This is a genomic window from Aidingimonas halophila (assembly GCF_900106955.1).
GTDB classification, from domain to species: Bacteria; Pseudomonadota; Gammaproteobacteria; order Pseudomonadales; family Halomonadaceae; genus Aidingimonas; species Aidingimonas halophila.
In genome coordinates this window covers 470,897-487,055 of record NZ_FNNI01000002.1, presented here as the reverse complement: position 1 = coordinate 487,055, position 16,159 = coordinate 470,897, and the positions used below count along the sequence as shown (strand labels likewise).

General features: G+C 58.0%; 16 protein-coding genes. 9 read left to right on the top strand and 7 right to left on the bottom strand.

All coding sequences use genetic code 11. The features are described 5' to 3' along the window. The first annotated feature begins 68 nt into the window (after positions 1-68). Positions 69-533: a cold-shock protein gene (locus BLW01_RS18860; protein ID WP_092568495.1), complete on the top strand. Its 465-nt coding sequence runs from the start codon at positions 69-71 to the stop codon at positions 531-533. 76 nt (positions 534-609) lie between these two features. Here the strand turns inward: BLW01_RS18860 and BLW01_RS05590 are convergent, their stop codons facing one another. The 7 genes from BLW01_RS05590 to map all read right to left on the bottom strand — a co-directional run bounded on the left by BLW01_RS05590 (position 610) and on the right by map (position 8,437). Beyond that, positions 610-996, bottom strand: coding sequence for a hypothetical protein (locus BLW01_RS05590; protein ID WP_092568494.1), 387 nt, complete (start codon positions 994-996; stop codon positions 610-612). Between the two features lie 24 nt (positions 997-1,020). Then, positions 1,021-2,184 (bottom strand): succinyl-diaminopimelate desuccinylase, encoded by a 1,164-nt coding sequence (gene dapE / locus BLW01_RS05585; protein WP_092568493.1) that lies wholly within the window; start codon positions 2,182-2,184, stop codon positions 1,021-1,023. Positions 2,185-2,244: 60 nt separating this feature from the next. After that, complete coding sequence (dapD, locus tag BLW01_RS05580) at positions 2,245-3,270, bottom strand: 2,3,4,5-tetrahydropyridine-2,6-dicarboxylate N-succinyltransferase (protein WP_092568492.1); 1,026 nt, start codon at positions 3,268-3,270, stop codon at positions 2,245-2,247. Positions 3,271-3,326: 56 nt separating this feature from the next. Continuing rightward, entirely contained in the window at positions 3,327-3,671 is a 345-nt protein-coding gene (locus tag BLW01_RS05575) for a Spx/MgsR family RNA polymerase-binding regulatory protein (RefSeq protein ID WP_092568491.1), read from the bottom strand. Next, positions 3,665-4,870, bottom strand: coding sequence for a succinyldiaminopimelate transaminase (gene dapC, locus BLW01_RS05570; RefSeq protein ID WP_092568490.1), 1,206 nt, complete (start codon positions 4,868-4,870; stop codon positions 3,665-3,667). Before dapC ends, BLW01_RS05575 begins: the two co-directional genes overlap by 7 nt. A gap of 97 nt (positions 4,871-4,967) precedes the next feature. Beyond that, positions 4,968-7,643 (bottom strand): [protein-PII] uridylyltransferase, encoded by a 2,676-nt coding sequence (locus tag BLW01_RS05565; RefSeq protein WP_092568489.1) that lies wholly within the window; start codon positions 7,641-7,643, stop codon positions 4,968-4,970. A gap of 2 nt (positions 7,644-7,645) precedes the next feature. Then, positions 7,646-8,437 carry a type I methionyl aminopeptidase gene (gene map / locus BLW01_RS05560; protein ID WP_092568488.1) on the bottom strand — a complete coding sequence of 264 codons (792 nt, stop codon included), beginning with the start codon at positions 8,435-8,437 and terminating at the stop codon, positions 7,646-7,648. Between the two features lie 291 nt (positions 8,438-8,728). Between map and rpsB the strand changes: the two genes are divergently transcribed. From rpsB to rseP, 8 genes are all read left to right on the top strand, one after another. Continuing rightward, the gene (gene rpsB, locus BLW01_RS05555; RefSeq protein ID WP_092568487.1) at positions 8,729-9,460 is read left to right on the top strand and encodes a 30S ribosomal protein S2; all 732 of its coding nucleotides are present in this window, start codon (positions 8,729-8,731) and stop codon (positions 9,458-9,460) included. Between the two features lie 85 nt (positions 9,461-9,545). Further along, positions 9,546-10,415: a translation elongation factor Ts gene (tsf, locus tag BLW01_RS05550; protein ID WP_092568486.1), complete on the top strand. Its 870-nt coding sequence runs from the start codon at positions 9,546-9,548 to the stop codon at positions 10,413-10,415. Positions 10,416-10,538: 123 nt separating this feature from the next. Further along, positions 10,539-11,315 carry a UMP kinase gene (gene pyrH / locus BLW01_RS05545; protein ID WP_229806390.1) on the top strand — a complete coding sequence of 259 codons (777 nt, stop codon included), beginning with the start codon at positions 10,539-10,541 and terminating at the stop codon, positions 11,313-11,315. Positions 11,316-11,319: 4 nt separating this feature from the next. Beyond that, a complete protein-coding gene (frr, locus tag BLW01_RS05540; RefSeq protein WP_092568485.1) occupies positions 11,320-11,877 on the top strand; it encodes a ribosome recycling factor in 558 nt (185 codons plus the stop codon). Between the two features lie 55 nt (positions 11,878-11,932). Next, complete coding sequence (gene uppS / locus BLW01_RS05535; RefSeq protein WP_092568484.1) at positions 11,933-12,691, top strand: polyprenyl diphosphate synthase; 759 nt, start codon at positions 11,933-11,935, stop codon at positions 12,689-12,691. Further along, entirely contained in the window at positions 12,684-13,481 is a 798-nt protein-coding gene (locus BLW01_RS05530) for a phosphatidate cytidylyltransferase (RefSeq protein WP_092568483.1), read from the top strand. Before uppS ends, BLW01_RS05530 begins: the two co-directional genes overlap by 8 nt. 46 nt (positions 13,482-13,527) lie before the next feature. After that, positions 13,528-14,745 carry a 1-deoxy-D-xylulose-5-phosphate reductoisomerase gene (ispC, locus tag BLW01_RS05525; RefSeq protein WP_092568592.1) on the top strand — a complete coding sequence of 406 codons (1,218 nt, stop codon included), beginning with the start codon at positions 13,528-13,530 and terminating at the stop codon, positions 14,743-14,745. After that, complete coding sequence (rseP, locus tag BLW01_RS05520) at positions 14,736-16,091, top strand: sigma E protease regulator RseP (RefSeq protein WP_092568482.1); 1,356 nt, start codon at positions 14,736-14,738, stop codon at positions 16,089-16,091. Before ispC ends, rseP begins: the two co-directional genes overlap by 10 nt. The last annotated feature ends 68 nt before the right edge of the window (positions 16,092-16,159 follow it).

The window sequence follows — 16,159 nt, the reverse complement described above, 5'->3', positions numbered from 1 at the left end:
CGCCAGAAGCTTGGCGGTCGCCGTTGAGATCGTTTCATTCATCGCCACAACAAGAGAAGTCGAGGTCCATGAATCGCAAGGTGTTACTTCGTTGTAGTCTTATCAGTGTTCTCCTCGCCGCACCGGCTCCACTGCTGATCGCGCTGTTCATCTCCCTGACGGGTGGAGAGTTGTCGCAGGAATTGTTCCGTAGTCTGGAGGTCGGCGGTGTCGCCGTCGTTTATCTCGCGGTCGTCGTGGCGGTATTTCTACTGCTGATGATCGCTACCCTGGCCGTCAACATCCTGACGCCAAAACTCGCCACGCTGGCCGAGGTCGAGGATGATGATCGGGAGATCGGTGAAGTCAAATGGTTCAATGTCAACAAAGGGTACGGTTTCATCACACGTGATTCCGGGGATGATGTGTTCGTTCACTTTCGCGCCATTCGCGGTCGTGGTCACCGGACCCTCGCCGAGGGACAGAAGGTGCGTTATCACGTCGTGCAGAATGAGCGCGGCCTGCAAGCCGATGACGTCACGGTGATTACCTGACGTCGGTTCCCACCCTGTTTGCTCTCGATCAACACCCTGCCGGCAAGACTGGTGGGGTGTTTTACGACATGTGACGTTATTGCCCTGAATCAGGCCAATCGATTTCCCGCTCTTCGCCGCTGGGGAGAAGTTGGAGGAAACGATCCGGATCATCGCCGGGCTGCCAACTGCCCAGGGAGCAGCGAACTTCACAGCCGAACCGTTCAACGATTTCTCGTGCACAATCGATATCCCGGGGCCATGGCGTCGAGTGGCTATCGAACCAGAGGCTGGTAAAACCGTCGGCGGCTTGTTCGATCAGCAGTATCGGAACGGTTTGACCGTCATAGTAGCCGACAGTACGCCATTTACGCTTGCCGACACGGGATAAGGATGGCGCTTCCAGGCGTTCGGTGAGCCATTGATCAAGGACGTCGAGCGATGCCTCGGCCAGATAGATTTCAATGTCCGGGTAGCGTTCCATGGGGGTCTCCGGTGCGCGGACGAATTATACGAGCAGGCGTGACAGTATCGCTTCGTAGATGTCACTCAACCGCTCCAGGTCATCCGCACGGACACGCTCATCGACCTGATGGATGGTGGCATTGAGTGGGCCGAGTTCAACGACCTGACTGCCCAGGGAGGCAATGAAGCGGCCATCGGATGTTCCACCGGCGGTAGAAAGTTGCGGGCGCCGACCCACGACATCTTCTGTACAGGCGATGGTGGCATCGATCAATTCGCCGTGATCCGTCAGGAAGGGTTCGCCGTTGAGCGTCCACTCCAGGCGGTAGTCGAGCCCATAAGACGTTAGTATCGCCTCAGTGCGCTCCTGCAATTGTTCATGGGTGACTTCCGTGGAGTAGCGGAAGTTGAATATGATATCCAGCTCTCCTGGAATGACGTTGGTGGCTCCGCCCCCTGCACGAATATTGGAGATCTGAAAACTGGTGGCGGGGAAGTGGTCATTGCCGCTATCCCAACACTCACTGACCAGGGCATCAAGGGCTGGCATGGCTTCATGGATCGGGTTGCGTGCCATATGTGGGTAGGCGACATGGCCTTGTGTGCCCTTGACGTGCAGTACCCCTCCCAGTGATCCACGACGCCCGTTCTTGATGGTGTCACCGATGCGGGTTGTCGAGGAAGGTTCGCCGACGATGCAGTAATCGAGGCGATCGTGTTGTTCACGAAGATGCTCGACCACGGCCCGGGTACCATCGATGGCCGGGCCTTCCTCATCGGAGGTGATCAGGAAGGCTATCTTGCCTGGATGTTCCGGGTGCGTGGCAACGAAGCGTTCAACGGCCGTCACCATCGCCGCCAGGCTTCCTTTCATGTCGGCTGCGCCGCGCCCCCACAACATGCCTTCCGCGTCGATATGCGGTGAAAACGGTGGATGCTGCCAGCGCACTTCCGGCCCGCTTGGCACGACATCGGTGTGTCCGGCAAAAGCGAGTACCGGGCCGTGATGCCCACGAACCGCCCATAGATTCTCTACATCGCCGAAGGGCAAACGCTCGAGGTGAAAGCCCAGTCGTTCGAGACGCATGGCGATGACGTCCTGACAGCCGGCGTCGTCGGGTGTAACCGACGGGCGACGCATGAGTTCGCAGGCCAGTGCCAGCGTCGGTGACAGGCTGGCGCTGTCGGGTGTAGTGGTGTCGGGCATGATGGGTTCCGGCAGGTCGGTGTCAAAGAGTCGGCGCCCGCCATGGCGGGCGCTCTGGTATCAATTGTGAGCGTGCAGCGCTTCGTTCAGGGCAATGGCGCTCTTGTTGGTCAGGCACTCGATACGACCATTGGTCGAGTTGCGGCGCAGGAGCATGTCGCTCTGACCGGCCAGTTCCCGGGCGGCGACGACCTTGACTTCCTGTCCTTGTTCATCGAGAACCGCGACTTTGGCGCCAGCGGTGATGTAGAGGCCCGCCTCCACGGTGCAGCGGTCCCCCAGCGGTATGCCAATACCGGCATTGGCGCCGATCAGGCAGCCTTCACCAACGCGAATGACGATATTGCCTCCACCGGACAGCGTTCCCATTGTCGAGCAACCGCCACCCAGATCGGACCCCTTGCCGATCATGACACCAGCGGAGATGCGACCCTCGACCATGCCGGGGCCCTCGGTGCCGGCATTGAAGTTGACGAAGCCTTCATGCATGACTGTTGTCCCTTCACCAAGGTAGGCGCCGAGGCGTACACGCGCCGTATCACCGATACGGACGCCTTGTGGCACGACGTAATCGGCCATCTTGGGAAACTTGTCGATGCAGTCCACCGACAAGTTGCGTCCTTCCAGCTTTGCCTGAAGCCGGCGCGCCGCCAGTTCCTCGACATCGATCGGTCCCTCATTGGTCCAGGCGACATTGCGGAGCAAACCGAACATGCCTGTCAGATCCAGGTCATGGGGTTTGACCAGGCGATGCGAAAGCAGATGCAGTTTGAGATAGACTTCGGGAGCCGATTCCGGGGGCTCGTCGCTGTCCAGAAACATGGCGACGAGAGGGCGCGTGCTGTTTGCCAGGGATTCGGCCAGTTCGGCCTGCTCTGCATGACCGGCGTCTTTCAGCGCTGCAGCCAAATCGCTGCAATGTTCGGGTAGAAAACTGATCGCCGCCTTGCCATCCGGAGCATCGAGGGCCTTGCGTGCGGCGTTGACCAAGCTGTCATCGGGCTGGAAGAGGGGGGCCGGATAATAAATGTCCAACCAGTCACCTTGTGTATTCTGGTTTCCGATTCCGAGTGCAAAACTCAACATGGGCCTGTCTCCATAAGGTAATAGGGCTGTGTCTCAACATACCGGGGTCGTATAAGCTAGCCGGACAACTCGTCATAATCACCATCGCGATAACCGATCATGATGGTGTCACCGGTATCCAGCAGTGGGCGCTTGATCAGCGTTGGGTGCTCTAACATGAGCTGTCTGGCACTATCCGTGTCAATCGAGGCTTTGCTGTGCTCATCGAGAGATCGCCATGTCGTACTGCGCTTGTTGAGCATGTCCAGTGCGGGAACATGGCTAAGCCAGGTATCCAGCATCGATGCTGTCAGCCCATCGCCTCTCAGGTCATGGAGGTGGTACTCGAGACCGAGGCTGTCAAGCGCCTTGCGGGCTCTGCGACAAGTATCGCAGGACTTGATGACATACAGAGTCAGCATGCGAGTCCTCTTTCGATGAAGTGGCGTATTCGCTGTGCGGCTTCGACCGTCGTGTCAAGGTCGGCGACCAGGGCGAGTCGCAACCGGCCGTTCCCGGGGTTGTAGCCATCAGCACGATGGCGGCCCATGTAACGTCCCGGAAGCACGCTGACATGCATGTCAGCGTAGAGCCGTTGGGCAAATGTCTCATCCTGGCCATCCGGTACGGCGGGCCAGAGATAAAAACTGGCCCTGGGGGTGGGAAATGCCATGACCGGCGAGAGTATCTCGGTGACCGCGGCAAACTTCTCCCGATACGCCGCACGGTTGGCACGGACATGAGATTCGTCCTGCCAAGCCGAGATCGATGCCCGTTGCAATGGCAGTGACATGGCACAGCCATGATAGGTCCGATAGCGCTTGAACGGCGTAATCAAGCGTTCATCCCCGGCCACGAAGCCGGAACGCAGGCCGGGGAGGTTGGAGCGCTTGGATAGCGAGTGGAATACCAGGCAGCGCCGGTAGTCATGCCGTCCCATCGCGTTGCAGGCTTCCAGAAGGCCGGCGGGCGGCGCATTCTCATCAAGATAGAGCTCGGAATAGCACTCGTCGGATGCAATGACGAAGTCGTATTCGTCGGCGAGTTCGACCAGTTGCCGGAATTCGTTCAGGGGCGTGACGGCACCGGTCGGATTGCCTGGAGAGCAGAGGAACACGATCTGCGTATTGCGCCAAGTGTCTGCCGAAATGGCTTGGAAGTCGGGGCGAAAATCATTCTCGGCGTGGCAATCGAGGTACAGTGGTATACCTCCCGCAAGTCGGGTCGCCCCCTCGTAAATCTGATAAAACGGATTCGGTACGGCGACATGGGCCGGGCGAGAGCGGTCCAGAGTCGCCTGGACGAAAGCAAAGATCGCTTCACGAGTACCGTTGACCGGCAGTATCTGGGTCTCAGGATCGATACCTGTCAGGCCAAAGCGTTTCGTCACCCAGTCGGCGATCGTCTGGCGTAATTCCGGCAACCCGGCTGTCGCAGGGTAACTTCCCAATTCATGCAAATGGCTCGCGAGGGTTGCCAGTGCCTTGTCGTATGGAGGATGCCGTGGCTCACCGATGGTCAATGGGATATGCGCCAGTTCCCGGCAAGGCGTCACAGCGGCTTTCAGTGCGGCAAGCTTCTCGAAGGGGTATGGCTGCAGGGCGTCGAGATCAGGGTTCATGGGTGGCCAGGAATCCTCGTGGGAACGCGTATGGTCGTTGATGATGCGTCATGAATCGAGACGAACCAGACGATTATAGGGAAGCCGGCAAGACGCCTCAAACGCTCAGTACCTCGATCAATCGTTTGCGTAACTGCTCCTGGCGTTCAAGGTCGAGGAGGGGATGCCCCGCTTTATCGGTGATGAAGAAGACGTCTTCGACGCGCTCACCAAGCGTGGCAATCTTGGCTGTGGACAAGGCGATGTCCTGTTCCATGAAAATGCGTCCGATACGTGCCAGCAACCCTGGACGGTCCGGAGCCACGAGTTCCAGCATGGTGCGTTCATTGGCTGGATCCTGTTCGATAGCGACCTGTGTCGGGACCTGGAAGTGCCTGAGTTGTCGTGGTGTATGCCGGGTGACTATCTGAGGATAGTCGTCGGGGTCGTCCAGTTCTTCCACCAGGTAATGACGGATGGCTTCCAGGCGCGCCGGGTCGCGGATTGGCTCGTCATGCTCATCGAGCACGATGAAGGTGTTGAGTGTCCAATTGTTGCTGGACGTCGCGATGCGGGCATCATGGATCGATAGCCCCAGCTGTTCCATGGCGGCTGCTGTCGCTGCGAACAGGTCATCCGCCGAACGGGTGTGAATGAATACCTTGGTTCCCCCTTCCGCAGTATCTTCAGCCGGTGCGCTGGTCAGGATCAAGGGAAGTACAGAGCCGCCATGGTCGAGGATTCCCTGGGTCTGCCAGACGATTTCGCTGGGTGCGTATTGCAGGAAGTAATCCTCGCCCAACGATTCCCACAGCCTATCCACTCGATTCAGCTCAGCTCCGACCGTGGATAGCAGGCTACGCGCTTCCGCGCGGGTTTCGCGAACCCAGTCATCGCGATCCGGCGGGTTTTCCAGGCCGCGTCGCAGCGCCCGTTTGGTTTCGGCATGCAACTGACGCAGAAGTATCGCTCGCCAGCCGTTCCACAAGGATGGATTGGTCGCATTGATATCGGCAACGGTCAGAACGTACAGGTAATCCAGGTGTACTTCATCACGCATCTGGGCTGCGAAGTCGCGTATGACGTCGGGATCGCTGATGTCGCGTTTCTGAGCGGTCTTGGACATCAACAGATGATGCTCGATCAACCAGCTCACCAGACGGGTGTCTCGTGGTGACAGGCCATGACGTTCACAGAACGCCTCAGCGTCCCGGGCGCCGATCAATGAATGATCACCACCTCGCCCCTTGCCGATGTCATGATAAAGGCCTGCGATCCACAACAATTCGAGCTTCGGCAACTGATGTACCAGTACCGCGGCAACCGGGAAGGCATCACGCCCTTCGGGTTCGCGAAAGCGCTGCACGACCTTCAGCAGACGCAATGTGTGCGCATCCACGGTGTAGACATGAAAGAGGTCGTGTTGCATCAGGCCGACTGCCTGGCCGAATTCCGGCAAGTACTTGCCCAGCACACCATAACGATTCATGCGGCGTAGTTGCCGGGCCACGTTGCCGCCGGAGCGAAGCAGCTCCATGAACAGGCTCTGGTGGCGTACATCGTCCCGGAACTGATCATCAATCCGGTGGCGATTGTCGCGGATCAAGCGAATGGTCGAAGCCCGCACTCCCTCGATTTCGGGATGCTGTGACATCAACAGGAAGAGTTCCAGCAGTGCTGCCGGACGGTAGTGAAAGACATTCTGATGGCGAGCCTGGATGTAACCGCCCTTGATTTCGAAGCGGCTGTTGAGCGGCTTGGTCTCGAGGACTTCATCGGCACGCAGGATCACTTCGTCGAAATGTTGCAGCAGCATGTCATTGAGTCCCGCCAGCGCAGTGACATGGCGGTAATAACGCTTCATGAACTGTTCGACGGCGAGGCGTTCAGGTGTATCACGATAGCCGAAGAGCTCTGCAACGGCTTGCTGGTGGTCGAACAGCAGTCGGTCTTCAGCACGCCCGGTCAACATGTGGAGGGCGTAGCGCACTTGCCAGAGAAAGGCTTGCCCCTGACTGAGGATGCGCAACTCGGCATCATTCATGAAACCGTTGTTGACGGCATCCTCGTAGCTCAGCGTACCGAAATGCCGCTTGGCAACCCAGCCGATCATCTGAATATCCCGTAATCCGCCCGGTGAACTCTTGATGTTGGGCTCGAGGTGGTATTCGGAGTTGTTATAGCGGTAATGGCGAGCGATCTGTTCCTGCCATTTGGCTTCGAAAAAGCGGTCTGCCGGCCAGACCCGATGCGTGGCAAGTCGCTCCCGCATCTTCTCTCGCAGTCGTTCAGGGCCGGCCAGGGTGCGCGTCTCCAGCAGATTCGTGATTACCGTGACATCGTCGCGCGCCTCGCGCTCGCAATCATCGAGCGAGCGTACACTGTGACCGATTTCCAGGCCGATATCCCAGAGAAAGGTGACGAACCCTGTCAGGGCTTCACGGTAAGGCGCGTCGTCATCGTTCTCGAGCAGCAGTAGCAGGTCGATATCGGAGTGGGGGTGCAGTTCTCCCCGTCCGTAACCACCGACAGCCAGCAGTGCGATCCCGTCATCGGGCCAGTCATATTGTGACCAGGCAACACTCAGTAACTGATCGAGACACCAGGCGCGACCGTAAATCAGATCGCGAATATCGGCGCCTGCTCGGAAGCGGGCATCCAGGCGCGATTGGATCTCGCGCAGTGCTTCCTTGAAAGGTGCGATGGGTGACCGGCTGCCGGCGAGTTCAGTACGAAAGCCGTCGATATCGAGCAGGCCGTCGTCGGGAACGTGGCGGTAATGGTGCAGTAACATGGTCAGCCGTCGAGGAACGACAAGTCTTCGTCGGCGCGGGCGGTGAGCACCTCTACTCCTGTCGCGGTGACCAGCAAGGTGTGCTCCCATTGAGCGGATAGGCTCTTGTCCTTGGTGACGGCCGTCCACCCATCGCGCAAGACTTTGGTGCGATAATCGCCGACATTGATCATCGGCTCGATGGTGAAGCACATGCCTTCGGCGAGCTCCACGTCCGATCCGGGCGCATAGCCATCGTAGTGCAGGATCTGCGGGTCCTCATGGAAGCCGGCGCCGATACCGTGACCGCAGAAGTCGCGCACCACCGAGTAGCCATTGGCGTCGGCGTGCTGCTCGATGACTCGCGCCAGATCCGAGAGCCGCGCGCCGGGCCTGACTTCGGCGATACTCTTGTACAGGCACTCCTGGGTGACACGGCATAAGCGTTCGCCCTGAATGGTCTCGCCAACGATGAACATCATGCTGGAATCACCATGGTAGCCGTCGGCGGTCTTGACGGTGATGTCGATATTCATGATGTCGCCCTTCTTCAGTTTCTTGGCGTCATCGGGAATGCCATGACAGACCACGTGATTGATCGACGTGCAGATCGATTTGGGAAAGCCATGGTAGTTGAGCGGGGCGGGTGAAGAGCCCAGCTCATTGACGATGAAATCGTAGCTCAACCGATCGAGTTCTCCGGTACTGGTACCCGCCTTTACGTGTGGGGTCAGCATTTCCAGTACACGAGCGGCCTGGCGGCCGGCTTCGCGCATTTTTTCGATTTCGTCAGGTGTCTTGATGGGAATGTTCATGCAATCTCGAATCTGGAAGGTGAGATTAGTCCTGGCCATCGTGAGGATGGCGTCATGGGCGGACTATTGGCTTCAAATTGATGCTGAACTATGGTATAAATCTGCGCGCTTTCCTGCAATCGCTACCTGCCCGTTATATGGGGCCGGGGCGATACTGGCGAGCTTGCAAGCAAAATGCCTGAAATCACACACATACACCGGCACATGGTCCCGGGTGCCGTCCAGGCGGATGCCTGTCGGTCGGATCCATGGGGTGTATGGAGGCCTAACCCGATTCATTAGGAGTCATCCATGGCACAAGTCAATATGCGTGACCTGCTCAAGGCGGGCGCCCACTTCGGTCACCAGACCAAATACTGGAACCCGAAGATGAGCAAGTATATCTTCGGTGCGCGGAACAAGATTCATATCATCAATCTCGAGCATACGCTGCCGGCACTCAATGAAGCCGCCGGTGTGGTCGAAAGGATGGCGGCGTCCAACAACAAGATTCTGTTCGTTGGTACCAAGCGCAGCGCAAGCAAGATCATCAAGGAAGAAGCCGTTCGTGTCGGTCAGCCATTCGTCAACCATCGCTGGCTCGGCGGTATGCTGACGAACTTCAAGACCATTCGCGTGTCCATCAAGCGGCTTCGTGAACTGGAAGCCATGCACAGCGATGGTACTTTCGAGAAGCTCACCAAGAAAGAAGTGTTGATGGCAACCCGCGAGCAGGAAAAGCTTGAACGCTCCGTGGGCGGTATCAAGGATATGGGCGGTCTGCCCGACGCATTGTTCGTCGTCGATGTCGATCATGAGCGTATCGCCATCAATGAAGCCAACAAGCTGGGTATTCCGGTGATTGGGGTGGTCGACAGCAACTCCGATCCTGATGGCGTCGACTATGTCATTCCGGGGAACGACGACTCCATTCGTGCCATCCAGATCTATGTGCAGGCTATTGCCGACTCCTGTGCCAAAGCGAAAGAAGGGCGCCCGGACGAGTTCGTCGAAGTCTCCGAAACCGACGAAGTCTCCGAGTGATGCCGAACTGCCGCCATCAAGGCGGCAGTTCGCCGCTCGAACGGCTGACTGAACGATCGACGTCAATTTTCAGAGGTTAATTATCATGGCAGCTATTAGTGCCTCTCTGGTCAAGGATCTGCGCGAGCGCACCGGCTTGGGCATGATGGAGTGCAAGAAAGCGCTCACCGAAGCCGATGGCGATATCGAGCAGGCTATCGAAAACCTGCGTAAGAACTCTGGTCTCAAGGCCGCCAAGAAGGCGGGGCGTACTGCGGCCGAGGGGGCGGTATTCACCCGTGTGGCGGATGACCATAGCTACGGTGTGATGCTCGAAGTCAATTCCGAAACCGACTTCGTTGCTCGCGACGATAATTTCACGGCGTTCGGCAATAAGGTTGCCGATGCGGTATTCGCTTCCCGCAGCGATGATGTGGCCGCCTTGATGGATGCGGACATGGAAGAAGCCCGCCAGCAACTGGTGCAGAAGATCGGTGAGAACATTTCCGTGCGCCGCGCGTGTGTCGTCGAAGCCCCCGAAGGGGGTGTCGTGGGTGCTTATGTCCACGGCGGCCGCATCGGCGTTCTGACTGTGCTCACGGGCGGCACGCCTGAGGCCGCCAAGGATGTCGCCATGCATGCTGCGGCCATCAACCCCATGGCAGCAACGCCTGACGATATGCCCCAGGATCTGCTCGATAAAGAGAAGGCCGTTATCCTGGCCCAGCCGGATATGGCCGGCAAGCCGGATCACATCGCGGAAAAGATGGTGCAGGGCCGACTGAAAAAGTACCTTGCGGAGAATAGCTTGACCGAGCAGGCCTTCGTCAAGGATCCGGATCAGACCGTCGCCGAGTTCGTCAAAGCGGCTGGCGGGGAAGTGGTCAGTTTCACTCGCTTTGAAGTCGGTGAGGGGATTGAGAAGGAAGAAGTCGACTTTGCTAAGGAAGTGATGGAACAGGCTGGCCGCAGCTGAGGTCCGAACTTCCAGGTTCGTGTTGGCGTGCGCGAAAGCGCACGCCTTCGTGTATCCGGATGGTGAAATTTCGCATTCGGAGAATACTTCCGATTTCGTGCTGACGTCACAAGGAGACGCCCCATGCCTGCGATTCCCGACCACTCCGCTATTCCCGAGCATAGCCAGAAGTCCGAGCGGGGGACCAAGACGAAGTACAAGCGCATCTTGCTCAAATTGTCCGGTGAGGCCCTGACCGGGGATGCCGATTTTGGTATCGACCCGAAGGTGCTTGATCGCATGGCGCTTGAAATCGGCCAACTGGTGGGAATCGGTGTGCAGGTGGGTATCGTTGTCGGTGGGGGTAACCTTTTCCGGGGCGCGGCCTTGCATGAAGCCGGTATGGAACGTGTGACCGGCGACCATATGGGAATGCTGGCCACCGTAATGAATGCCCTCGCGATGCGGGATGCCCTGGAGCGCTCGAATATTCGTTCACGGGTCATGTCGGCGATTCCCATGAGCGGTGTCGTCGAACACTATGATCGTCGCACCGCCATCCGCTATCTGACCTCGGGTGATGTGGTACTGTTTTCAGCCGGTACCGGGAACCCGTTCTTTACAACGGATTCGGCAGCGTGTCTGCGTGGCATCGAAATCGATGCGGATGTAGTGGTCAAAGCCACTAAAGTCGACGGGGTTTATGACAAGGATCCTTTCATGCACTCGGACGCCAGTAAATACGAGCGCCTCACCTATGACGAGGTACTCGATCAGAAGCTGGGGGTCATGGATTTGACCGCTATCTGCCTGGTGCGTGACCATGCCATGCCGGTGAGAGTGTTCGATATGAACAAACCAGGTGCCTTGCTCAATCTGGTGGTGGGTGGCATGGAAGGTACGCTGATAGAAAGAGGGTGACATCGTGATCAATGACATCAAGCAAGACGCTGAAAAGCGCATGAAGAAGAGCCTCGACGCCCTCCATGCCAATTTCAACAAGATTCGTACGGGGCGGGCACATACCAGCTTGCTGGATTCGGTAATGGTGGAATATTACGGCACCGAGATGCCGATCAATCAGGTGGCATCGGTCAATGTCGAAGATGCCAGGACGCTGTCGGTCGTGCCATGGGAAAAATCCATGGTGCCGAAAGTGGAGAAGGCAATCATGACGTCGGATCTGGGGTTGAACCCTGCAACGGCCGGTGATGTCATCCGTGTCCCGATGCCGATGCTGACTGAGGAGACGCGCAAAGGCTATATTAAACAGGCGCGTAGCGAGGCCGAACAGACACGGGTCGCCATACGCAACGTGCGTCGTGATGCCAATAATGACCTTAAGGCGCTGATGAAGGACAAGTCGATCTCCGAGGATGAAGAGCATGGCGCAATGGACGCCATACAGAAGCTGACCGACAAGTATATTGCAGAGGTCGATAAGCTTCTCGAAACCAAGGAACACGACTTGATGCAGGTATAGTATCGGACCACACGATAACGCTTTTTCTGATGCCCGTTGCCCTGAACGAGATTCCATGACGTCAACGAAGCTCCCGCACGACCGTCGAAAGGATGTCCCCCGACACGTGGCGATCATCATGGATGGCAACAATCGCTGGGCCAGAGCCCGGGGGTGGTCCGGTGTGCGAGGTCATCGGGCCGGCGTGGATGCTGTGCGGGCAGTGATTCGACGAGCCGCTGAACACCGCGTGGATACACTGACGCTGTTTGCGTTTTCGAGCGAGAACTGGAAACGCCCCGCGGCTGAGGTCAGTGCATTGATGGAACTGTTCCTGATGGCGCTAAAGCGCGAAGTCAAGAAGCTCAACGAGCATGACATCCGCTTGTCGATCATCGGGGAGCGTCGGGGATTTTCCACGGCGATTCAGCAGCATATCCAACGTGCCGAGGCATTGACCCAGGATAATCAGGGAATGCATCTGGTCATCGCGGCTAACTATGGAGGGCGCTGGGACATCGCCCAGGCGGCACAGCGGTTGGCAGAGCGAGTCGAAAACGACGAAATGCGTGCTTCTGATATCAACGAGCAGGCGCTGGAGTCGGAGATCAGCCTGCACGATGACCCGCCGGTGGATCTCTGCATTCGTACCAGTGGTGAGCAGCGCATTTCCAATTTTCTTCTGTGGCAGCTGGCGTATGCGGAGTTCCACTTTTCTCCGTTATTGTGGCCGGATTTCGATGCCGATGCGTTTGATGCCGCCATTGAAGATTTCCGTCAACGTCAACGCCGTTTCGGGATGACTGACGAGCAAGTTGAGGTTCAAGGTGCTTAGGCAAAGGGTCTTGACTGCCTTGTTGCTTGCTCCCCTCGTACTGGCAGGCCTGTTTGGCTTGGAGTCAGGCCCATTTGCCATTTTTACCGCTGGCATCGTCTTGGTGGCAAGCTGGGAATGGACCAATCTGGCGGGCGTGACGACGCGCCGTTCGCGATTGGTGGGCATCCTGGCGGCTATGCTGTTCATGTTGATGTTATGGCATACCAATGCGATACATCAGACTTGGCCTTTATGGGTCGCGCTTCTAGGCTGGGCGCTCAACTTGTATTGGGTTGTCAGTTACCCGGCAACCGAGTCTCAATGGAAGACGACTACCGGACGCCTGGCCATGGGGGGCTGGGTGCTGTTGCCGTGCTGGGTCGGTTTCTACCATGTTCGGGCGGAAGGTGCCGTGTGGCTGTTGTTCGTACTGCTGCTCGTCTGGTTCGCCGATACGGGCGCTTATTTTGCAGGGCGACGTTTCGGTCGCCGCAAATTGGCCCCTGCCGTCAGTCCAGGAAAAACCTGGGAAGGCGTGATGGGCGGTGTGGTCGCGACAACCGTGCTCGCCTTGAGCTTTGTGCTGTGGCTGCGTCTGAGCATTGAAGAGAGCATGGTGCTAGTGATGATTACAATGGTGATCACGCTGGTTTCGGTGCTCGGTGACCTGTTGGAGAGCATGCTCAAACGCTCGCGCGGCATCAAGGATTCCAGCGCCTTGCTGCCTGGCCACGGTGGCATACTGGACCGTATTGATAGCTTGACAGCGGCCGTGCCGATTTTTGCCCTGCTGCATTCATGGATCTGATTCCGTTCGAGAACAGGTATTGCCAATGGCATCCAGCATCGCGTCGATGACAAAGCAAGCCTCACCCTGCACGGTTACCGTCATGGGGGCAACCGGATCGATTGGGGGAAGCACGCTGGATGTGCTGGCTCGGCACCCCGAGCGTTATCGAATCCATGCGTTGACCGCACGCAAGTCCCGGGAACAGCTTGAGGTGTTGTGCCGCCTTCATCGCCCCAGTCTCGCGGTCATCGAGAGTGAGGTCGACGCCCGTTGGCTGCGAGAGCAGCTGTCCAGCGCCAACGTTGACACCGAGGTGCGTAGTGGTGAGGCAGCACTGATCGAAGTGGCCGAGGCCTCTGAAGTGGATGTGGTCATGGCGGCCATCGTGGGCGCTGCCGGCCTGTTGCCGACGTTGGCTGCCGTGCGTGCTGGAAAGCGTGTGTTGCTGGCCAACAAGGAAGCCCTCGTCATGTCCGGCGGCCTCTTCATGGAGGCCGTCGACACTCATCGGGCATTGTTGCTGCCTATCGACTCCGAACATAATGCCATCTACCAGTGTCTACCTACCGAGCACCGACAAGGTCTGTCTCATCATGGGGTCACACAGCTGTTGCTTACCGCTTCCGGGGGGCCCTTTCTGGGGTGGAAGGCGGAGCAGTTGGCTTCCGTGACTCCAGACCAGGCCTGCGCTCACCCCAATTGGTCAATGGGGCGGAAGATCAGTGTCGATAGTGCCACGTTAATGAACAAGGGGTTGGAATTGATCGAAGCCTGCTGGCTGTTCAATGCCAATCCCGACCAGGTTCAAGTCGTGGTCCACCCACAAAGTGTGATTCATTCCATGGCGGCATACAGTGATGGGTCGGTCATCGCTCAAATGGGCAATCCTGACATGCGTACACCGATTGCCTATGGCTTGGCATGGCCGGAGCGGATTGACGCGGGGGTGGAAGCGTTGGATCTGTTCCAGGTTGCCAGACTTGATTTCCAGGCACCGGATGAAGAGGCCTTTCCCTGTTTGCGCTTGGCGCGAGACGCCATGAAGAGTGGGGGAACCGCCCCAGTGGTCCTCAATGCTGCCAATGAGGTGGCTGTCGAGGCATTCCTCGCCGGTCGGATGCCATTCGGTGGTATTGCCAACCTGGTTCAGGATGTCCTGGAGGGAGCGTCCGTGGTGAGTGCTGGCAATCTCGACATCATTCTCGAGGAAGATGCCAGAGCGCGGCGTTTGGCCCATCAATATCTGGCAAGACACGACCAGGGGGCCGGTTTATGGGGGTGATCCAAAATCTGCTGGCTGTCATCGTCGTCCTGGGTGTGCTGATCACGTTCCATGAGTTCGGTCATTTCTGGGTCGCCAGACGTTGCGGTGTCAAAGTGCTGCGCTTTTCGGTTGGGTTCGGCAAGCCGTTGTGGTCACGGTTCGATCGCCATGGAACCGAATTTGCCGTTGCCGCCATTCCTCTGGGCGGCTACGTCAAGATGCTTGACGAACGCGAGGGGCCGGTCGCTCCCGAGGAACGTGACCAGGCCTTCAATCGCAAGTCGGTCTGGCGACGGATCGCTATCGTTTCCGCTGGTCCTCTGGCGAACTTCCTGCTTGCGATCGTCGCCTACTGGTTGCTGTTCGTTGTCGGTACGACGACCGTGGCACCGGTGATAGGTGACGTCGAACCGGGTTCCCCGGCAGATCGGGGAGGATTGGAGGCTCAGCAGGAAATCGTCGCCGTAGAGGGGGATGTCGTCAGCTCCTGGGACGACATCAATCTCAAGCTGGTGGCGGCGATCGGTCATGATGGCGACTTGGCGATCGAGGCCCGGGACGAAGGCGAAACGCAGGCATCGACATATCGAGTTCCCGTCGAGGACTGGTTGGTACGTCAGGATCCTCCCCAGCCCCTGGTCAGCCTGGGGGTCACTCCATGGCGACCACCGATGCCGGCTGTGATCGGGCAGGTGATCGACGATGAAGCCGCCGCTCGCGCTGGACTCAAGCCGGGTGATGAGATCAAGGCGGTGAATGGTGAACCTGTTGAAGACTGGATGGCGTTCGTCGATGTCGTTCGTGGCAGCCCCGGTGAAACCTTGGCCCTGGAAGTGGAACGAGGGGGGGACCGCCGGGAGCTGGAACTGACACCCGGTCGACAGTCGCTGGAAGATGATGTCTCGATAGGATACATCGGTGCCGGTGTCGAGCCCGTTGACTGGCCTGATGAGTATCGACGCGAAATCCGCTATGGTCCCGTAGCGGCGATAGGCCAGTCAGTGTCGCGAACGGGAGAGATGTCGCTCTTGACCCTGGATGCCATTCGCAAGATGGTAGTGGGCTTGATTTCGCCCACGAACCTGTCGGGTCCCATTACGATTGCCAGGGTCGCAGGAGAGTCGGCGCGAACAGGGCTGGAAAGTTTTGTCAGCTTCATGGCCTATCTGTCGATCAGCCTCGGTGTGCTCAACCTGTTGCCGATACCGGTGCTTGATGGAGGCCACCTGGTGTATTACATCATCGAGGTGATTCGTGGACGACCGGTGTCTGAACGTGTCCAGGCGGTCGGTTTGCGAATCGGACTGGCATTGGTCGGCAGTCTGATGCTGATGGCACTTTATTTTGATCTAATGCGGCTATGATCCGCGGTGTGGAAGGAAAATGGTATCCGAAAAAGGGCATTGTCTCCGGGTATCGGCGTGTAAGCGGC